Origin of the sequence: Ectothiorhodospira sp. BSL-9 (assembly GCF_001632845.1) — a bacterium.
Classification (GTDB): domain Bacteria; phylum Pseudomonadota; class Gammaproteobacteria; order Ectothiorhodospirales; family Ectothiorhodospiraceae; genus Ectothiorhodospira.
The window spans coordinates 486114-506421 of the sequence record NZ_CP011994.1; the positions used below are offsets into that span (position 1 = coordinate 486114).

Consider the following 20308-nt stretch of genomic DNA (forward strand, 5'->3'; position numbering starts at 1 on the left):
CACTGAGCGGGAGTAGGCTGGATGCAAACCCATCGACAAAGGCCCTGCCATGGCCAAGCTCACCTTCCTGGGCGCCACCGGCGAAGTCACCGGCTCGCGCTACCTGATCGAGACCGAAACCACCCGCCTGCTGCTGGAGTGTGGCCTGCAGCAGGGCGGACGCCAGGCCAGCGAGGCCAACCAGGCCTCCCTCAAGCCATTGGCCGACAGCGTGGATGCGGTCGTCCTCTCCCATGGCCACCTGGACCACGCCGGCCTCCTGCCCAAGCTGGTGAGGGATGGCTATCGAGGCCCCGTGTACTGCACCACCGGCACCCGGGACCTGTTGCACATCATGCTGCGGGACTCCGCGCATGTGATGTCCAAGGACGTGGAATGGGAAAACAAATGGCGCCAGCGGGCGGGCCGCGACCTGCTCGAACCGCTCTACAGCATGAACGACGTGGAAGCCGCCCTGGACCAGTGTTGCGCCGTGGACTACGGCCACCTGCAGGCGGTGGGCAAGGACATCCAGCTCAAGTTCCACGATGCCGGACATATCCTCGGTTCGGCCATCGTCGAGATGATCCTCCAGGACGGCGGGCGCTCCCGCCATCTGGTCTTCTCCGGAGACCTGGGCAATCCGGACTCGGTGCTCATGAACACGCCGGCCCGTCTCACCCATGCCGACCTGGTGATGCTGGAGAGCACCTACGGTAACCGGGATCACCGTCCTCTTGAAGAGACCATCGAAGAACTGGCCAGCATCCTGAAAGAGGCCCATGAGGCCGGCGGTAACGTGCTCATCCCCGCCTTTGCCGTGGGTCGCACCCAGGAGGTGCTCTACCACCTGGGCCGACTGCATCATCAAGGGCGCCTGCCCCAGCAGAAGGTCTTTCTGGACAGCCCCATGGGCATCCAGGTCACCGAGCTTTACGCCAAGCGCCGCAAACTGCTCAATGGCGCCGATATGGATGAACTGGACCGGGCATCAGGGGGTGACCTCCAGCGTTATCTGCCCCAGTTGCAGTTCACCCGGCGGGTGGAAGAATCCATGTCCATCAACCAGATCACGGGGGGCGCCATCATCATTGCCGGTGCCGGCATGTGCAACGGCGGGCGCATCACCCACCACTTCAAGTACAACCTGTGGCGCCGCCAGACGCACCTGATCATCGTCGGCTTTCAGGCGCGAGGCACCCTGGGGCGACAACTGGTGGACGGGGCCAGGAAGATCAAGGTGCTCGGCAACGAACTGGCGGTGGCGGCCAAGGTACACACCCTGGGTGGCCTGTCCGCCCATGCCGGGCAGTCGGCACTGCTGGACTGGGCCGGGGCCTTCAGGAACCAGCCGGTGTTCCACATGGTGCACGGTGAACCCGAGGCCCGGGCGGCGCTTGCGGAAGCCCTGCGCACCCGGGCCCAACGCGATGCCCGGGTGCCGGAACTGGGACAGACGGTGGAGATCTGACCTCAGCGCTTGAGCTTCAACTGGGACAGATCCCGCACGGCACCCTGTGAGGCCGAGGTGGCCATCAGGGCATAGGCCTGCAGGGCCTGGCTCACCACGCGCTGGCGGCTCACCGGCTGCCAGGCCCGCTCCTCTCCCCGGGCTTCCATGGCCTGGCGCCGGCGATCCAGCTCCGCATCCTCCACGGCAATACGGATGCTGCGTGCGGGGATATCGATCTCGATGGTATCCCCCTCTTCCACCAGACCGATCGCACCGCCCTCGGCGGCCTCCGGGGACACATGACCGATGGAGAGCCCCGAGGTGCCCCCGGAGAAGCGACCATCGGTGATCAGGGCACAGGCCTTGCCCAGCCCCTTCGATTTCAGGTAGCTGGTGGGATAGAGCATCTCCTGCATCCCCGGGCCGCCCTTGGGGCCCTCGTAGCGGATGATGACCACGTCCCCTGCCTTGACCTGATCCCCCAGGATCGCCTCCACCGCCGCATCCTGGCTCTCGAACACCCGCGCCGGGCCGGAAAACTTCAGAATGCTCTCGTCCACGCCCGCCGTCTTGACGATGCAGCCGTCCAGGGCCAGGTTACCCGCCAGCACCGCCAGCCCCCCGTCAAGGGAATAGGCGTGGGGCACATTCCGGATGCAGCCCTGCTCGCGATCCAGATCCAGGTCATCCCATTTTTGCGACTGGGAGAAGGCCTCCTGGGTGGGCACCCCGCCTGGGGCCGCCAGATAACGCTCCCGGGCCACTTCCGAGCGCGTGGTGCGCGCCACGTCCCATTCATCCAGGGCCTGTCCCATGCTGGGACTGTGTACCGTGGGCACATCCGTGTGGATCAGACCGCCTCGCTCCAGCTCGCCCAGGATGGCCATGACCCCGCCCGCCCGGTGCACATCCTCCATGTGATACTTCTGGGTGGCCGGAGCCACCTTGCACACGTTGGGCACCTTGCGGGAGAGGCGGTCGATGTCTTCCATGGTGAAGGGCACCTCTCCTTCCCGGGCCGCCGCCAGCAGGTGCAGCACCGTGTTGGTGGAGCCGCCCATGGCAATATCCAGGCTCATGGCATTCTCGAAGGCCTTCATGCTGGCGATGGAGCGGGGCAGCACTGAGTCATCGTCCCCCTCATAATAGCGCCGCGCCAGATCCACCACCTGACGACCCGCCTCCAGGAATAGATCCCGGCGGCCCGAGTGAGTGGCCAGCAGGGAGCCATTGCCAGGCAGTGACAGGCCCAGGGCCTCGGTGAGGCAGTTCATGGAGTTGGCGGTGAACATGCCCGAGCAGGAACCGCAGGTGGGGCAGGCGGAGCGCTCGTATTCCATCACGCTCTCATCGCTCTCCCCGGGAGTGGCCGCTGCCACCATGGCGTCCACCAGATCCAGACTGATCACCTGGTCGCCACGGCGCACCTTGCCCGCCTCCATGGGGCCGCCGGAGACGAATACCGTGGGGATGTTCAGGCGCATGGCGGCGTTGAGCATCCCGGGGGTGATCTTGTCGCAGTTGGAGATGCACACCAGGGCATCGGCGCAGTGGGCGTTGACCATGTATTCCACGGCATCGGCAATCACCTCCCGGGAGGGCAGGGAATAGAGCATGCCGCTGTGGCCCATGGCGATGCCATCATCCACCGCGATGGTATTGAACTCCTTGGCCACACCGCCGGCCTTCTCGATCTCCCGCGCCACCAGTTGCCCCAGGTCCTTGAGGTGCACGTGCCCGGGCACGAACTGGGTAAAGGAGTTGGCGATGGCGATGATGGGCTTGTCGAAGTCCCCATCCTTCATGCCGGTGGCGCGCCACAGGGCGCGCGCCCCGGCCATGTTGCGTCCGTGGGTGGTGGTGCGTGATCTGTACTGAGGCATGAGACTTATCCGGCAATTGTTGCTGTTGGCGCACAGTCTACACCGCCACCCGATCCGTTCCGAGTATCCGCGTCGGCAACAAGGTCGGATCGCCCCGTGGGGTCTTCGCCGGGAGAAGCCTGCAAGGCCTGGGCTGCTGATGCCGGCAGCGGTGGGTGAATCGTCAACATTCTTTACAACACATGCGCGCACGGATAACAAAAAAACACCCAAAATACTGATTTTATTGACTAATCAATTTACGGCACGAGATATGCTGATCAGGCTAGGGATAAGCGGATTGCAGGCAATCAGGCATGGATTCAGGTGCCCTAAAAGCACACCGACTTCTTTGGGTGGACCTCTCGGAACACCCAGAACCACCTGATCTGACGAATTCCTGGGAGATCCTGGTGGTCTCCTGCCTCGCCGAGGCGGAAGCAATCCTCAGGGACCCCAGCGTCATGATAGGCGTCTTCCCGCTCAAGCATGACTTGCTGAGCCAGTTGCCCACCCTCGAGCGTTTCCTGCAACAGCATGGAACCCGGGAGTGGATTGCACTGGTGGAACCGGAACTGCTCTGGGACCCGCGTGTTCGCGAGATCCTGCGCCACTGGTGCTACGACTTCCACTCCCTCCCGGTGGATACCTATCGCCTGGAGGTGGTGCTGGGGCATGCCTTCGGCATGGCTGAGCTGCTCATGCACTCCGGCATGCACTGCAACTCCCTCGATCAGCAGGATCCTCTCACCGGCGAGAGCCCCCCCATGGATCAGGTCCGCCGCACCATCTGCAAGGTGGCCCGCGTCGCCGCGCCGGTGCTGATCACCGGCGAGAGTGGCACCGGCAAGGAGCTGGCGGCCCGCGCCGTGCATGACGCCTCCCCCCGGGCGGGCCGACCCTTCGAGGCCATCAATTGCGCCGCCGTGCCGTCCGCACTCATTCAGTCGGAACTCTTTGGCCACGAGCGTGGGGCCTTCACCGGCGCCCATCGCACCCGGGGTGGCCGGGTGCAGTCTGCCCATGGCGGCACCCTGTTCCTGGATGAGATCGGTGACCTGCCCCTGGAGGTACAGGCCTCATTGCTCAGATTCCTGCAGAATCAGACGGTGCAGAAGGTGGGTAGCGACCATGAAGAGAAGGTCGATGTGCGCGTCGTGGCCGCGACCCATGTCAACCTCACGGAGGCAGTGAAGGAAGGTCGATTCCGGGAGGACCTGTTCTATCGCCTGGATGTCCTGCACTTCGAGATGCCCCCCCTGCGGGAACGGGACGGGGATGGCGTATTGCTGGCTCATCACTTCTTCCAGGCCTTCGCCCGCGACCGCAGCGCCCGCGTGAAGGGTTTCAGTGCGTCCGCCCTGGAAGCCATCCGCCAGCACCACTGGCCCGGCAATGTCCGGGAGCTGATCAATCGCGTGCGGCGTGCCATGGTGCTGTGCGAGAACCGATTCATCCAGCCCGAGGATCTGGGGCTCGAGGACGCCCTGGAGAACACCCTCCCCCAGGCCTCCCTGGAGGAGGTACGGGCAGAGGCAGAGCGCACTGCCATTGTCCGCGCCCTGCGGGCCTGCGAGGGCAACGTCTCTGCGGCTGCCCGCCGCCTGAATGTCTCGCGCATCACACTCTACCGGCTGGCTCGACGCCACGAAATCCCCCTGCAGGGGCAAACGGCAGTCAAGAGCTAGAGAGTCGAATGGCGAGGCAAACACGGCATCGCTCAACGTGCCCGCCCCATAGCTGCCGCGCTGGATCATCCATACAAGGGAGCCCGAAGGTCATGAGATTCACCCGCAAACACCTGGCAATTGCCTGCTCCACTCTGCCACTGCTGCTGACTCACGCAGCCTGGGCCCAGGAACAGCCGCCAGAAGAGGTGGGTGAGAGGCCACCCCAGGAAGAGGCCCAGCCGGACGTGGCGGCGGTGTTCCAGGAGCGTGGCCTGCTCACACCCAAGGGGGGCTGGGTGGTGGAGCCCTCCCTTCAGTATGTGCACAGCTCATCCACCACGGTGGCCATTGACGGGTTCACCATCCTGCCGGCCATTGCCATCGGACTGATCGACCTGACCGAAGTCCAAAGGGACACCCTCACCGCGGCGCTATCCTTCCGCTATGGCCTGTCCAATCGCATGGAAGTGGGTATCCGCATACCGTATGTCTGGCGGGATGAGTCGCTACGTCGTCGAGAAGTCCTGGTGGGCACTTCTGGCGATCAGGTCACCGGCTCGGACGGGCAAGGCCTGGGGGACATCGAATTGGCCGTGCATTATCAATTCAATCGGGCCGTGACGGGCAGGCCCTTCTTTATCGGCAACCTGCGCGTGAAAGCACCCACGGGCACTTCCCCGTTCGACGTGGATCGCGAACTTATCGAAGATGATGATACCGGGCGCCCCATCACGGAGATATTCATTGAACAGCCCACCGGCTCGGGCTTCTGGGCCATCCAGCCCAGCCTCACCATGACCTATCCCACCGACCCGGCGGTGATTTACGGCAATATCAGCTACCTCTGGAACATCGAACGGGATGTGGGCGATGGGATCGGCAAGATCAACCCGGGCGACGCCCTGGGCATCAGCGTGGGCACAGGCATTGCCCTGAACAATCAAACCTCCATCAGCCTGGGCTACGACCACAGCATGGTATTCAAGACCAAGTATGAAAATGCCCCGCCGCTGGACCCTTCCTTTGACCGCATCCAGGTGGGAAGCTTCCTATGGGGTTTATCACACCGCTTTTCCCCACGGACCAGCATGAACCTGTCGGTAGGCATCGGGGCCACCTCGGCCGCCCCGGACACCCAGGTCACACTGCGCATTCCCATGCGGTTCTGACAGGCGGAAGTGACCGGGCTCAGTAGCCCCTCAACCCCTGAATCATCTGCGCATCCATGACGCGCCGCATGTCCATGCGGTTGAGGTTCATGCCCGACAGGTCCACGTTCAGGGTCGTCTGGTTACTGATGATCTGGTCGCTGACCTGGTTTTGCACAATCGAGGTCCAGTTCGAACCGGACAGTGCCTGAACGGTCAGGCCATCCAGGGCATTCTGGATGTGGATACCGCCTGCGGCCACCCTGGGACGCAGACCCGAGTGATCCATGATCACCGTATGGGCCACCACTTCCCCATTGATGGCGGTGGTGCGCTCGATCCCCAGCGCCAGTTCAAAGCCATCACGGCGGATCAGCCCGCCCCGCTGCTCCGCCAGCTCATGGTCCGGCACCAGCGCCCAGTCCATCATCGCCATCGGGTCGGAGCCATCGACAGCAAACCCGATGCCCACGGTTTCAGGCCATTCACCCAGGGCCGGCGACATCACCACCAGTAGTCCCAGGCCCACCACAGCCCCACGCAGGAATGCCCGGGACGAACGGCACACCGTCTTTTTCAGTGCGTCGTTTGGGAATTCAGATAGCGGTTTCATGTCTGCCTGCACCTCGGCTACCAGTCAGAATGACGTGGCAGGGCCAGGAGAAAATCCGCCAGCCCGTCACGCGCCAGGGCTGTGCCATAAGGGGGAGTCGTCAGCGCCTCCCAGGTCACCGGAGCATTGAAATATTCCCGCCCAAGGTCCAGGCGGTCACGAATCAGAAAAAGGATATCGTTACTGCGAATATCCTCGAACTCGGCCCGACTGTAATCCTTCACCCCCAGGGCGGGGTCACCCACCAGAACGCGGTCGCCCTTGATGCCCTTGACCACGACGAAATGGCGATAGCCCTCGATATCCACCAGGGCGATGGCGGGTATGCCCAGTTCCTCGAGTTTTTCCAGCGGGATTCGAAAACCATCCGAAGCAAGGCCCTGGGTCGCCAGGTAACGCTTCATGTCCAGCATGGAAAAACCCTGCTGCCGGATACGCGCCTGATCGCCCATCTCGTACATGAGGTCAAATGTTTCCCGCTCCCGGGTGGGGCGACCATAGTGATAAGTCAGCACCGTGGCCAGCGCGGCCGATCCACAACTGAAATCATACTGCTGACGCACCACCCTCTTGAAACGCATGCCTTGCAGGCTGGTCACCGACATCTCGTGGGTACCCATGGCACCCGGGATGTGCACCATGCCCGATGTCAGGCCGGTATGCGGCATGGCCAGTGCCAGCGCGCCCAGCGTCAATGCCATCAGGCCCGCATGGGCACACCTGGAACCTCTCTTGCCGGCGACCTTCATGACGGACTCACGGCGCCACATTGACATTGAGAATGAGGGATTCCTGAATGACCACGTTATGACCCGAATTCTGGATCACGGTACTGATGCCCTGAGCGTGATCAAAGGCCCCTGCCCCCAGCACGTTGTCACCGCTGGCAAAGGCCCCCTGCATCTGGGTATTCGACACTTGAGCGTTGGAGGTCATCTGCCCCAACTGTACCGATGAAATGTTGTACATGGCCCGCTGATCCTCCAGGGCTTCAGCTGCCACCGCCTCCGGCAGGTCCAGTGAACCCGCCTGAGCCAAAGACGTGCCTGCAAGTAACACCATCAAGGCCAGGGGAAAAACCCCCCTTCCCCCTCTACCACCTTGCTTCGCGACCATCACCCTTCACCTCCAGGGTTGTGGAGTTGGCCTGAAACCGGGGGCAACGGGTCGATCGCCCGTTGCCCCCGATCACCTCTCAACAGACTTCAGGCATGGGTATTACTGACCCAGGCCCAGGTGTGCCTGCACGGACACTTGCTGCTGAGTGAGGCTGTTGGTCCCGCTGTTCTGGGACACCTGGGTGATGCCCGCAGAATTGCTCAGGCCACTCTCACCGATGGTGTTATAGGCGGTGTAGGAGGAGTCCGACTCGATATGCAGGTAGGTATCGGTCACCGCGCCGCTGAGGTCGTTCTCGCTCACCACCATGGAACCGACATTGAAGGAATCGGTGATGCTGTTGTCGGTGAAGGTGCTGTTGTCGTTATTGCTATTCACGACGTTATTGCTGTCGTTCATGCTGTTGTCGGAGTTATCCGACGAGTCGTTACCGGAATCAGACACGGTGGTGTTGCCGGAGTCGGCAATATTCGTGCTGTTGTCGGAGTTGTTGCTGTTATCCGAGTTATCGCTGTTGTCGGAATTATCGTTCAGCGAATCCGTCCAGGCCATGCTGTTATCGGAGTTGTCGCTGTTATCCGAGTTATTGCTGTTATCGGAGTGATCGCTATTATCCGAATTGTCGTTCAGCGAGTCCGTCCAGGCCATGCTGTTATCGGAGTTGTCGCTGTTATCGGAATTATCGCTATTATCCGAGTTGTCGTTCATCGAATCCGACCAGGCAAAGTTATTGCTGTTGTCGGAGTTATTGCTGTTATCCGAGTTGTTGCTGTTATCGGAGGAGTCATTACCAGAATCCGCAACGCTCAGATTCCCCGAGTCATTCACACTGTTATTGGAGTTATCGTTCCCGGAATCGGCAACGCTGGTGTTACCGGAATCTGCGATACTGGTGCTGGCGTCAGTCTGGGAATTGTCATTGCCGGAGTCGGCGATGCTGCTGCTGGAGTCATTCTGGGAGTTGTCATTCCCGGAATCAGCCACGCTCGTGTTGCCAGAGTCAGCAATGCTGGTGCTGGCATCGGTCTGGGAATTGTCGTTACCCGAGTCGGCGATACTGGAACTGGTATTTCCGGAATCAGCAACATTGGTGCTGGAATCATTCTGGGAATTGTCATTCCCGGAATCAGCCACGTTGGTGTTACCAGAGTCAGCGATGCTGGAGCTGGTGTTGCCGGAATCGGCCACGTTGGTGCTGGAATCATTCTGGGAATTGTCATTCCCGGAGTCGGCCACGTTGGTGTTACCAGAGTCGGCGATGCTGCTGCTGGCATCATTCTGGGAATTGTCATTTCCAGAATCGGACACGTTCAGGTTACCTGAATCATTCGTGCTGTTATTGGAACTATCGTTGCCTGAATCCGCCACATTGGTGTTGGCGGAGTCGTTCACGCTGTTGTTGGAACTATCGTTAGCGGAGTCGGTCCAGCTGTTATTGCCTGAATCAGCTGTCGAGCTGTTGAATGACTCGGAGGCATTGTAGGAATTCTGATCCCCGAACTCACCTTCGCCGGTGTTGTTCGCGTCTGCCCAAGCGGGGGCGGACATACCGAAGGCCAGGGCAATTGCAGCGGAGATTGCGGTCTTCTTGAACGTCATCATGAAATCATTCCTCCTCACATTAGCTGTCGTCCGGCCGGCGGGCGAAGGGCCTTACCAGTCCGTGCCCCTCCCGTTGCAACAAGCAGGCCAACATAAAAAAAGTGCGATAAACCATTACCTTGCACGGCGTCAGCTTCATCAATGCCCACAAGTGCACAGTTTTGCGGTCGAAACCTGTTCAGTTGCTGTTACACATCGAGGCATCAGTACATGATGAAATCCGCCACAGACCCCATCCAGGCAGGCTCTGCAGGGAAAACACCCGACCTGTTACGCTGCTGATACACCCCCACCCGATCCCGGCTGGCTTCGCATTGTTGCGTTGAGGCAGGGGGCGTATCTTGGAAGGAAAGCCATCCGGAGCGCCGCCATGCCCCAGCCCGACCTCATGCACATGCTCAAGCGCCTCATCGAAATCCCCTCGGTGAGCAGCGTCTCGCCAACCTACGACATGGGGAACCGGCCGCTGATCGATGAGCTGGCCGGGTGGTGCGAGGCGGGAGGATTTCGGGTGGAGGTCAGGCCTCTGGAGGGGGTGGCCGACAAGGCCAACCTGGTGGCCAGCCTGGGCGAGGGGCCGGGCGGGCTGGTGCTGGCCGGGCACACCGACACCGTGCCCTGCGATCCCCATCTGTGGTCCCAGGACCCCTTCCAGGGCATCATCCGTGATGATCGGCTCTACGGACTGGGCAGCTGTGACATGAAGAGTTTCCTCGCCCTGGCCCTGGAGGCGGCGGCAAGCTTCGAGCCAAAGGATTTCCGACACCCGCTGGTAATCCTGGCCACCGCGGATGAAGAAAGCTCCATGCGCGGGGCCCGTGCCATCGCCGAAGCCGGGCAACCCCTGGGGCGACAGGCGTTGATCGGCGAGCCCACCAACCTGCGGCCCGTGCGCATGCACAAGGGCATCCTCATGGAGGGCATCCGGGTGAAGGGTCAGGCCGGCCATTCCAGCGACCCCAGCCTGGGTAACAGTGCCCTGGAAGGCATGCATCGGGTGATGAGCGAGATCCTGGCCTGGCGGGATGAACTCCAGGCCCGGCATCGCAACCCGCAGTTCCAGGTGGCGGTACCCACCCTGAACCTGGGTCACATCCATGGCGGTGACAACCCCAACCGCATCTGCGGCCAATGCGAGCTGCATATCGACCTGCGCCCCCTGCCTGGCATGGAGCCCGGCGCGCTGCGCCAGACCCTGACCGAGCGTGTGGACAAGGCCCTGCAGGGTTCGGGTCTGGATTACGAGGTCTTCCGTCTGATTCCGGGCGTACCCCCCATGGAGACGCCCGCCGACAGTGAACTGGTGAGGGCCACCGAGGCCCTCACCGGCCATGCCGCCGAGTCGGTGGCCTTCGGCACGGAAGGCCCCTTCCTGCGGCAGATGGATATGGACGTGGTGATCCTGGGCCCCGGCGACATCCGTCAGGCGCATCAACCGGATGAATACCTGGCCCTGGACCGCATCGAACCGATGCTGAAGATCCTGCGCGGCCTGATCCAGCGATTCTGTATCAAGGCGTGACTTCCAGCCAACAGCGCGGTGACTCACCCGGTGCCCATAGGCGGATCGCGCCAGCATTTGGCAGCGGGGCGGGCAATTGCTTATGATCGTGCCGCAAACGCACGCACCGCCTAAGGACCTGATGGCCTTGAAGAAAAACCTCACATCCCCCCATGTCGCCTGGTTCAGGGACGCCGCCCCCTATATCAACGCTCACCGGGAACGCACCTTCGTCATCTGTTTTGGTGGCGAGGCGGCCCTGCAACCGGGCTTTGCTGCCCTGCTGCACGATATCGCCATCCTGCAGACCCTGGGGGTGCGACTGGTCCTGGTGCATGGGGCGCGTCCGCAGATCGAGGAGAGGCTGCGGGCCCGGGGGGCACAGATACAATACGTGAACGGTTTGCGGCTCACCGACGATTCCGCCCTGCAGGCGGTCAAGGAGGCGGCCGGCTCGCTGCGCGCAGAGATCGAGGCGCTGCTGTCCATGGGGCTGGCCAATACGCCCATGTCTGGCGTGCGGGTGCGGGTATCATCCGGAAACTTCGTCACGGCGCGCCCGCTGGGCGTGCGCGATGGCGTGGACTATCAGCACACGGGGGAAGTACGGCGGGTGGATACCGAGGGCATGAAACACCACCTGCAGGCCGGGGACATGGTCCTGCTGCCCCCCATGGGCTATTCCCCCACTGGCGAGATCTTCAACCTCACTGCGGAGGACGTGGCCACCGCCGCCGCCGCCGCCCTGGGGGCTGACAAGCTCATCTTCTTCAGTGACACACCCGCCCTGCGCGACGGCAGCCGGCGCCCCATCACCCAGATGACCGCAGACCAGGCTCAGGCGCTGCTGGACGGGCGTCGTCGCCTGCCCGAGGAACTGGCCCTGCACCTGAAGTGCGCCATCAGCGCCTCGCGGCAATCGGTGGAGCGCGTTCACCTGGTGGATCGGCACCGGGACGGCGCCTTGCTCATGGAGCTCTACACCCGCGAGGGGGCCGGCACCCTGATCACCGGAGAGAGCTACGAACGCCTGCGCCAGGCCACCATCGAGGACGTGGGCGGCATCCTGGAACTCATTCAGCCGCTGGAGGTGGAAGGCATTCTGGTGCGGCGCTCCCGAGAGCAACTGGAACTGGAGATCGAGCGCTTCACCGTGATCGAGCGGGACGGCATGATCCTGGCGTGCGCTGCCCTTTATCCGTCCACCGAAGAGGCCGTGGCGGAGGTGGCCTGTGTGGCCGTGCACCCGGAGCACCGGGGCGGCGGGCGTGCCGACATGCTGGTGGAACACCTGGAGCTTCAGGCCCGCAACCTGGGCATCACCCGGCTGTTCGTGCTCACCACCCGCACCGCTCACTGGTTCCGGGAACGGGGGTTCGAGCCCGGGGAAATCCAGTCCCTGCCCATCAGCCGGCAGCAGATGTACAACATCCAGCGTAATTCCAAGATCTTCATCAAGCCGCTGCAGCCCCGGCAGACGCGCCGCAAGCTCGCCTGAGACAACCTCAGCGCTTGCGGGCCAGGGTGAGGCCGTCGCCGATGGGCACCAGACTCACCGTCACGCCCGGGTCCTCGTGGGCCAGGGCGTTGAAGGCGCGAATGGCCTCGGTCTCCGGTTCGTGGTTGTTGGGATCGGCCACCCGGCCAGCCCACAGGGTGTTGTCCAGGCAGACCACCCCACCCGGGCGCATCAGACGCAGGCAGCGCCGGTAATAGTTGACGTAATTGGCCTTGTCGGCGTCGATGAAGGCCAGGTCGAATCGGCCCGCCTGACCGTCTGCCAATAGCCCATCCAGGGTATCCAGAGCCGGCGCCAGACGCAGGTCAATGCGGTCGGCCAGCCCCGCCTCGGCCCAGTAGCGACGGGCGATGGCCGTCCATTCCTCGCTGATGTCGCAACACACCAGCTCACCATCCTCGGGCATGGCACCTGCCATCCACAGGGCGCTGTAACCGGTGAAGGTACCGATCTCCAGGATACGCCGCGCGCCCAGCAGTTCCACCAGCAACCCCAGAAACTGGCCCTGCTCGGGCGCCACCTGCAGGTTGTGTTCGGGCATATGGGCGGTTTCCTCCCGCAGGCACCGATACAAGGCGGGCTCCCGCAGGGATACCGAGCGCATGTATGCCTGCAGGCGCTCATCCATGGGCGTGGTCAGGTTGGACATCAGGGGACTCCTTGGCGTGCTGTGTCGTCGGGCCGTGACGGTTCCGTCAGAGCTTTGTCAGAGAATTCGGTTATACTCCGCCCATCCGGAGACAGGATGGTGTCTTTTTATACACTTTCTGTCTGGACAATGCCTTGTTCCAGCTCACGGAGGTAGTCATCATGAGCGATATGGGCGCGCACGTCTCACCACTGCGAATCCTTCAGATCACCGATCTCCACCTATGCCCGCAACCGGGAGATGTCATGGGGTCGGGCATCAACACCGATGATAGCCTCCAGCGTGTGCTCGCGCAGGTCAAGCGACAGGAGCCACACCTGGACCGGGCGCTGGTGACCGGGGATCTGGTTCACGACCCGGTGCCCGAGGCCTACCAGCGGGTGAGCCAACAGCTGAACGCCCTGCCCTGCCCGGTACACTGTCTGCCCGGCAACCATGATGATACAGACCTCATGGAGGATACCCTTGCGGGCAGCCACCTGCATTGCGGCAAGATTCTCAGCCAGGATGACTGGCTTATCGTCCTGCTCAACAGCGCGGTACCGGAGGAAAGTCACGGCCGACTGGAAGACACCGAGCTGGACCTGCTGGAGGAAAGCCTCTCCCGCCACCCGTCACGCCATGCACTGGTCTGCCTGCATCATCCGGTGGTCCCGGTGGGCACCCCCTGGATGGACCGCATCGGCCTGCGCAATGCCGATGATTTCTGGGGTGTCATCGATCAGCACGACAAGGTGCGCGCCGTGATCTTTGGTCACGCCCATCAGGTAGTGGACCAGACCCGTAACGGCGTGCGTCTGCTGTGCGCGCCTTCCACCGGTGCGCAGTTTGCACCCGGGAGTCAGACCGTGCGCCTGGATGACCTGCCACCCGGTTACCGGCGTCTGGACCTGTTCCCCGATGGGCGCATCCACACCTGGGTGGAATACCTGCCACAGGCACCCGAATGGCGCCTGTGCGGTAGTTAAGGCTCATTCAATCCCGTTATTGGTGCGCGGCGCGGGGCGGCTGGCATTGACCATCAGCACCAGGGACCGCCCCTGCAGCGGATAGACCTCGTGGCTGTGAAACTTGCGGTGATCCGGCCGGGGCCCGCGGGGATAGACCGTATCCAGCAGCACGTCCCAGCGGGTGCGCTCCGGTTGGGCGGGCAGCCGAAAGGAGATGGCCTCGTGATCCGCGTTGAGTAACAGCAGCATATCCGTATCCCGCACCCGGCGACCGCGCTCGTCATACTCCTCGAACAGGTCGCCGGCGATGAACATGCCCAGACTGCGGGCGAAACCCTGCTGCCAGTCTTCGTCATCCATCTCCTCGCCATCGGGCCGGATCCAGGCCAGATCCTTCACGCCGGCCCCCATGATGGGGCGCCCCTGAAAGAAATGCCGTCGCTTCAGTGCGGGGTGCTCGCGTCGCAGGGCGATCAGGTATTGCACGAAGGGCAACAGGTCGCGGCCATATTCGTCCAGGGCCCAGTCCATCCAGGAAATCTCGTTGTCCTGGCAATAGGCGTTGTTGTTGCCCTGCTGGCTGCGGCCGCGCTCATCGCCGGCCAACAGCATGGGGATACCCTGGGACAGGAACAGGGTGGACAGGAAATTGCGCTTCTGCCGCGCCCGAAGGTCCATGATGTGCTTGTTGCGGGTGACCCCCTCTTCGCCACAGTTCCAGGAGAGATTGTGGCTCTCGCCGTCCCGGCTTTCCTCCCCATTGGCCTCGTTGTGTTTTTCGTTGAAGCTCACCAGGTCTTCCATGGTGAAGCCATCATGACAGGTCACGAAGTTGATGCTGGCATAGGGCCTGCGACCGCTGGATTCGTACAGATCCGATGAACCGGTGAGACGATAGGCCATATCGCCAATCAGCCCGTCCTCGCCTTTCCAATAGGCTCGCACCGTATCCCGGTACCGGCCGTTCCACTCGGTCCAGCCCACCGGGAAGTTACCCACCTGATAGCCCCCCTCGCCCAGATCCCAGGGCTCCGCGATCAGTTTCACCTGGGACAACACCGGATCCTGGTGGATGATGTCGAAGAAGGCCCCCAGGCGATCCACCTCGTGCAGCTCACGCGCCAGCGCCGAGGCCAGGTCGAAACGGAAACCGTCCACGTGCATCTCCTGCACCCAGTAGCGCAGCGAGTCCATGATCAACTGCAGCACCCGGGGGTGCTGCATGTTCAGGGTGTTACCGCAGCCGGTGTAATCCATGTAATAACGCTGATCATCATGCACCAGCCGGTAATAGGCCCGGTTATCGATACCGCGAAACGACAGGGTGGGCCCCAGGTGACTGCCCTCGGCGGTGTGGTTGTACACCACGTCCAGGATGACCTCGATCCCCGCCGAGTGCAGCGTCTTCACCATGGTCTTGAACTCGTTCACATGCCCCGAGGCGCTGTAACGCATGTCCGGCGCGAAGAACGACATGGAATTGTAACCCCAGTAATTGCGCAGCCCCTTCTCCACCAGGTGCCTGTCATCCAGAAAGGCGTGCACCGGCATCAGTTCCACCGCCGTCACGCCCAGGCGCTGCAGATAGGACACCACCGGAGCCGTGGCCAGCCCGGCGTAGGTGCCACGCAGTTCCGGGTGCACCTTGGGATGCTGGGCGGTGAATCCCTTCACGTGGAGTTCATAGATGACCGTCTCGTGCCAGGGGGTCTTCGGCGGCTTGTCATCCCCCCAGGTAAAGGCCGTATCAATCACCTGCCCCTTGGGCATGCCGGGGGCTGAATCCCGCTTGTCCATGACCAGGTCGGCCTCTTCGGCGCCAATGCGGTAACCGAACAGCGCATCATTCCATTTCACCTGCCCATGCAGGGCCTTGGCATAGGGGTCGATGAGCAGCTTATTGGGGTTGAATCGATGCCCGGCGGCCGGATCGTGAGGCCCATGCACCCGATAGCCATAGAGCAGCCCCGGGCGCGCCTCCGGCAGGTAGCAATGAAATACCTGATCCGTCTGCCAACGCATCTCGATACGTTCAAGCTCCCGCCGGCCACTTTCGCTGAACAGACACAGCTCCACCCGCTCGGCGTGCTCGGAAAACAGCGCGAAATTCACCCCTTCACCATCCCAGGTGGAACCCAGGGGATAGGGACTGCCGGGCCAGATGGCCCAGTTCGGTTGGCTCATGCGGATAACCTTCTGCGCCTATGGGCGCCCATGGAAAACACACGGCCGCTGGGGCCGCTTTTACTATGATCGCCCGACCATCACCCTATCGGTCAATGGCCACCGGGGCATTGGCTGAGGCTGCGGGCATGTAATAATGACACGGCGCAAGAATCACCGCTCTGGAGAGCCCCGCCCCCCATGACAGCCCTCATCAGTGAACCGGACCAGCGACTTGAGGCCATGCAGGAATGGCTGTGGGAGATCCTGGGCCCCGACACGCCCGCCCCCACCCTCCTGTCGGCCGATGCCAGCTTTCGCCGTTATTTCCGGCTACGGGATCACAACGCCTCCCGGGTGATCATGGATGCCCCGCCCGACAAGGAATCCGCGGAAGACTTCGTGCATATTGCCGACATACTGCGGGAACTGGGCCTGAGCGCGCCCCGCATCCATGCCTTTGACCGGGCCCAGGGGTTTCTCTTGCTTGAAGACCTGGGCGACCACACCTTCAGTCGCGCCCTGGGCGAGGGGGCCGACGAGGCAGGCCTTTACCGCCTGGCCACCGACACCCTCGTTGAACTGCATCGCAACTGGTCACGCCATCATACCCGCCGCGTCCCCCCTTACGACGAGGCCGCGCTGCTGCGCGAGGCCGATCTGTTCACCCAATGGTACTGGCCCGAGGCCTTTGACGCCCCGTGCGACGCCCACGTGCAGGAAAGATTCCAGCAGGCCTGGCGACAGGCACTGGAGCCGGTGCATCGGCTGCCCCCCACCCTGGTGCTGCGAGACTATCACGTGGACAACCTGATGGTGCTGGCAGGCCGCCAGGGTGTGGCTGCCTGCGGGCTGCTGGACTTCCAGGATGCCCTGATCGGCTCGCCGGCCTACGACCTGGTCTCCCTGCTGCGGGATGCCCGCCGGGACGTGGACCCCGCCGTGGCCGAGACCATGGTGGCCCGCTACCGGGATGCCTTCCAGGGCCTGGACGCCAACACCCTGGACGACAGCTTCTGGATCCTGGGGGCGCAGCGCACCACCAAGATCATCGGCATCTTCACCCGCCTGTGGCGACGCGACGACAAACCCTCGTATCTGCGTCACCTGCCCAGGCTATGGCGTTTGCTGGAACAGGAACTGGCCCATCCGGCCCTCACCCCGGTACGCCAGTGGTTCGACGCCCACCTGCCGCCCGAGCGGCGTCTGGCCCTGCAGGCCGGTGTGCTGGCGTGTTCCGATAACCCCCTTTCCCGGATCGGCATCCGGCCGGGGGCCTGAACATGCATGCCATGATCCTGGCCGCCGGTCGCGGCGAACGCATGCGTCCGCTCACCGATCACACGCCCAAGCCCCTGCTGTGCGCCGGAGAACGCCCGCTCATCGTGCATCACCTGGAGCGCCTGGCAGCGGCTGGCTATCGGCAGGTGGTCATCAACCTGGCCTGGCGGGGCGAACAGATCCGCGATCACCTGGGTGATGGTCGCCCGTGGGGCCTGAACATCCGTTATTCCCCCGAGCCCGAGGCACTGGAGACCGGTGGCGGTATCCGTCAGGCCCTGCCGCTGCTGGAATCCGATCCCTTCCTGGTGATCAATGGCGATGTCTGGTGCGACCACCCGCTCGTGCCACCCACCCTGGCCCACGATACCCTGGCCCACCTGGTCCTGGTGGACAATCCAGCGCATCATCCCGGGGGAGACTTCCGGCTTCATGAAGGGCGGGTGCATCCTCCCATGGAGGACCCGGCAGCCCCCTGCCTGACCTTCTCCGGCATCGGCTGGTACCGTCCGGCCCTGTTCACGGGCACCCCTATCGGAGCCTTCCCCCTGGCCCCGCTGCTGCGCCAGGCCATGAGTCGCGAGCAGGTGAGCGGCGAACATCACCCCGGGCAATGGCTGGACGTCGGCACCCCCGAGCGACTGGCGGCCCTGGACCGACAATTGGCCTGACCCCATCGCCCGGCTTGGGGCAAAACCCAATCCCCGCTAGACTTATGCCAAGGATTCAAGGCCAAACCGACCTTCTCGACAGGTACCCAACACCATGCAACTGCCCAAACCACCCGTCCTGCTACCCCTCGGCGTCGCCCTGCGACTACTGCCCGACGCCGTTCACACCCGTCTCTTCTCGACCCTGGTCAACCACCTGCTCAAGGGGCAACCGGCCGCTGAAGAACTGGGCCCGCTGGAAGGCAAGCGCATCTGCCTATCGGTCACGGATCACCATGGGGGCATCTGCTTTCTGGTAAAGGAAGGCGGCGTCACCCCCTGGGACTGCAAGGCCGACGACGACTGGGACGTGCGCATCCGCGGCCGCCTGGAAGACTTCTGGCGCCTGGCCGCACGCGCCGAGGACCCGGACACTCTGTTCTTCAGCCGCCGCCTGGACCTGGAAGGCGAGACCGAGGCCGGCCTGTACCTGAAAAACCTCCTGGACACCGCTGAGCCCGACTGGGAAAGTCACATCCACGCGGTGCTGGGAGAGCGCGCGGGCACCAAGGCCGTGTGCATGCTCAATCAACTGGGCCTGGGCAAGCTGCTGCCGGGGGGGCTGCACCCGAGCCAGTAGTTGGCAGTGACTTGCAGGCCAAAGGGGGACGGACTCGGGCAAAAGGGGGACGGATTTAAATCCGTCCCCCTTTTGCCCGAGTCCGTCCCCTATACCCGCCTCCCAAACAGATCATGCTCGGAGGCCTCTTCCACCTCCACCTGCACAAACTCCCCCACGGCCAGCCCCTGGCCATCCTCCACGAACACCAGACCATCCACCTCCGGCGCATCCGCCGCCGAACGCGCAATCGCCGTCCCCTCGGCATCTATCTCATCCACCAGCACGGTCAACTTCTGCCCCACGCGACGGGCCAGGCGCGCTTGACTGATCTCTGCCTGCACTTCCATGAAACGGGCCAGACGCTCCTCCTTCACCGCTTCTGGCACCGCATCGGGCAAGGCATTGGCCGGCGCGCCCTCCACTGCGGAGTAGGTAAAGCACCCCACCCGATCCAGCTGTGCCTCCTGGATGAACTCCAGCAACTGCTGAAAATCCGATTCCGTCTCCCCGGGGAAACCGACAATAAAGGTGCTGCGCAGGGTCAGATCCGGGCAGATCTCGCGCCAGCGATGAATCCGCTCCAGCACCCGCTCGGTGGCCGCCGGTCGTCGCATGGCCTTGAGCACCCGCGTGCTGCCATGCTGCAGGGGCACATCCAGATAGGGCAGGATGCGACCCTCGGCCATCAGCGGGATCAGATCATCCACGTGGGGATAGGGATACACATAGTGCAGGCGTACCCACACCCCCAGGCTGCCCAGAGCCTCGGCCAGGTTCTGCACATGGGTACGCAACGGCTTGCCGCCCCAGAAGCCCGTACGGTATTTCACATCCACCCCATAGGCACTGGTGTCCTGGGAGATGACCAGCAACTCGCGCACACCGGCCTCCACCAAGCGCTCGGCCTCGGCCATCACCTCGCCCACGGGACGACTCACCAGATCGCCGCGAAAATGCGGAATCACGCAGAAACTGCAGCGGTGGTTGCAGCCTTCGGAGATCTTCAGATAGGCGTAGTGGCGCGGAGTCAGACGCACGCCCTGCGGCGGCACCAGGCTCTGATAGGGGTCGTGCGGCGCCGGCAGGTGCTCGTGCACCGCCCCCATCACCGCCTCGAAGGCATGGGGCCCGGAGACCGCCAGCACCCCCGGGTGTGCAGCGCGCACCTTGTCCGCATCCGCCCCCAGGCAGCCGGTGACGATCACCCGCCCATTCTCCACCATGGCCTCGCCAATGGCCTCCAGAGACTCGGTCACCGCCGCATCAATGAAGCCGCAGGTGTTCACCACCACCAGGTCGGCGTCCTGATACGTGCCGGTGATGCCATAGCCCTCCGCCCGCAATCGGGTGAGGATGTGCTCGGAGTCCGACAGCGCCTTGGGGCAGCCCAGGCTGACGAAACCCACCTGGGGCACCACCTCCTGCGGGCCGCTCAAGAGGCACTCCGCGTGCGGATGTCCGCCGGAAAGCGCGGGTATTTATGCACACCGGGGATCATGGGCACCGCGGTGCATACACGCTTATCTC

The 20308-nt window shown here is 63.2% G+C and carries 17 protein-coding genes; 9 read left to right on the forward strand and 8 right to left on the reverse strand.

The window, feature by feature from the left end:
• The first annotated feature begins 49 nt into the window (after window positions 1-49).
• Window positions 50-1450 carry an MBL fold metallo-hydrolase RNA specificity domain-containing protein gene (locus tag ECTOBSL9_RS02455; protein WP_063463729.1) on the forward strand — a complete coding sequence of 467 codons (1401 nt, stop codon included), beginning with the start codon at window positions 50-52 and terminating at the stop codon, window positions 1448-1450.
• Between the two features lie 2 nt (window positions 1451-1452).
• On the opposite strand, the gene ilvD is transcribed toward ECTOBSL9_RS02455, so the two are convergent.
• On the reverse strand, window positions 1453-3315 hold the full coding sequence (gene ilvD / locus ECTOBSL9_RS02460) for a dihydroxy-acid dehydratase (protein WP_063463730.1): 1863 nt from the start codon (window positions 3313-3315) through the stop codon (window positions 1453-1455).
• Between the two features lie 296 nt (window positions 3316-3611).
• On the opposite strand from ilvD, the gene ECTOBSL9_RS02465 reads away from it, so the two are divergent.
• Complete coding sequence (locus ECTOBSL9_RS02465) at window positions 3612-4982, forward strand: sigma-54 dependent transcriptional regulator (protein WP_063463731.1); 1371 nt, start codon at window positions 3612-3614, stop codon at window positions 4980-4982.
• Between the two features lie 92 nt (window positions 4983-5074).
• Complete coding sequence (locus ECTOBSL9_RS02470; protein WP_063463732.1) at window positions 5075-6133, forward strand: transporter; 1059 nt, start codon at window positions 5075-5077, stop codon at window positions 6131-6133.
• Window positions 6134-6152: 19 nt separating this feature from the next.
• Here the strand turns inward: ECTOBSL9_RS02470 and ECTOBSL9_RS02475 are convergent, their stop codons facing one another.
• The 4 genes from ECTOBSL9_RS02475 to ECTOBSL9_RS02490 all read right to left on the reverse strand — a co-directional run bounded on the left by ECTOBSL9_RS02475 (window position 6153) and on the right by ECTOBSL9_RS02490 (window position 8978).
• A complete protein-coding gene (locus ECTOBSL9_RS02475; protein ID WP_156500018.1) occupies window positions 6153-6725 on the reverse strand; it encodes a hypothetical protein in 573 nt (190 codons plus the stop codon).
• A 17-nt stretch (window positions 6726-6742) separates the two neighbouring features.
• Window positions 6743-7426 (reverse strand): C39 family peptidase, encoded by a 684-nt coding sequence (locus tag ECTOBSL9_RS02480; protein ID WP_063465960.1) that lies wholly within the window; start codon window positions 7424-7426, stop codon window positions 6743-6745.
• Between the two features lie 55 nt (window positions 7427-7481).
• The gene (locus ECTOBSL9_RS02485) at window positions 7482-7787 is read right to left on the reverse strand and encodes a hypothetical protein (protein WP_063463734.1); all 306 of its coding nucleotides are present in this window, start codon (window positions 7785-7787) and stop codon (window positions 7482-7484) included.
• Window positions 7788-7943: 156 nt separating this feature from the next.
• Entirely contained in the window at window positions 7944-8978 is a 1035-nt protein-coding gene (locus ECTOBSL9_RS02490) for a hypothetical protein (protein ID WP_371259011.1), read from the reverse strand.
• 838 nt (window positions 8979-9816) lie between these two features.
• On the opposite strand from ECTOBSL9_RS02490, the gene argE reads away from it, so the two are divergent.
• Together argE and argA are read left to right on the forward strand one after the other, a co-directional pair.
• On the forward strand, window positions 9817-10968 hold the full coding sequence (gene argE / locus ECTOBSL9_RS02495; RefSeq protein WP_082829692.1) for an acetylornithine deacetylase: 1152 nt from the start codon (window positions 9817-9819) through the stop codon (window positions 10966-10968).
• Between the two features lie 121 nt (window positions 10969-11089).
• On the forward strand, window positions 11090-12445 hold the full coding sequence (argA, locus tag ECTOBSL9_RS02500) for an amino-acid N-acetyltransferase (RefSeq protein WP_063463735.1): 1356 nt from the start codon (window positions 11090-11092) through the stop codon (window positions 12443-12445).
• A gap of 7 nt (window positions 12446-12452) precedes the next feature.
• Here argA and ECTOBSL9_RS02505 read toward each other — a convergent pair whose 3' ends face one another.
• The gene (locus ECTOBSL9_RS02505) at window positions 12453-13115 is read right to left on the reverse strand and encodes an O-methyltransferase (protein WP_063463736.1); all 663 of its coding nucleotides are present in this window, start codon (window positions 13113-13115) and stop codon (window positions 12453-12455) included.
• A gap of 161 nt (window positions 13116-13276) precedes the next feature.
• Here ECTOBSL9_RS02505 and cpdA point away from each other — a divergent pair, with 161 nt between their 5' ends.
• Window positions 13277-14083 (forward strand): 3',5'-cyclic-AMP phosphodiesterase, encoded by an 807-nt coding sequence (gene cpdA / locus ECTOBSL9_RS02510; RefSeq protein ID WP_063465963.1) that lies wholly within the window; start codon window positions 13277-13279, stop codon window positions 14081-14083.
• A gap of 3 nt (window positions 14084-14086) precedes the next feature.
• Here the strand turns inward: cpdA and glgX are convergent, their stop codons facing one another.
• Complete coding sequence (gene glgX / locus ECTOBSL9_RS02515) at window positions 14087-16249, reverse strand: glycogen debranching protein GlgX (protein WP_063463737.1); 2163 nt, start codon at window positions 16247-16249, stop codon at window positions 14087-14089.
• A 192-nt stretch (window positions 16250-16441) separates the two neighbouring features.
• Between glgX and ECTOBSL9_RS02520 the strand changes: the two genes are divergently transcribed.
• The 3 genes from ECTOBSL9_RS02520 to ECTOBSL9_RS02530 all read left to right on the forward strand — a co-directional run bounded on the left by ECTOBSL9_RS02520 (window position 16442) and on the right by ECTOBSL9_RS02530 (window position 18799).
• Window positions 16442-17509: an aminoglycoside phosphotransferase family protein gene (locus ECTOBSL9_RS02520; RefSeq protein ID WP_371259012.1), complete on the forward strand. Its 1068-nt coding sequence runs from the start codon at window positions 16442-16444 to the stop codon at window positions 17507-17509.
• A 2-nt stretch (window positions 17510-17511) separates the two neighbouring features.
• Window positions 17512-18180, forward strand: a complete 669-nt coding sequence (gene murU / locus ECTOBSL9_RS02525; RefSeq protein WP_063463739.1) for an N-acetylmuramate alpha-1-phosphate uridylyltransferase MurU — start codon at window positions 17512-17514, stop codon at window positions 18178-18180.
• A 94-nt stretch (window positions 18181-18274) separates the two neighbouring features.
• Window positions 18275-18799, forward strand: coding sequence for an SCP2 domain-containing protein (locus ECTOBSL9_RS02530; RefSeq protein ID WP_063463740.1), 525 nt, complete (start codon window positions 18275-18277; stop codon window positions 18797-18799).
• 89 nt (window positions 18800-18888) lie between these two features.
• On the opposite strand, the gene rimO is transcribed toward ECTOBSL9_RS02530, so the two are convergent.
• Window positions 18889-20187 (reverse strand): 30S ribosomal protein S12 methylthiotransferase RimO, encoded by a 1299-nt coding sequence (gene rimO, locus ECTOBSL9_RS02535; RefSeq protein ID WP_082830027.1) that lies wholly within the window; start codon window positions 20185-20187, stop codon window positions 18889-18891.
• Window positions 20188-20308: the final 121 nt, after the last annotated feature.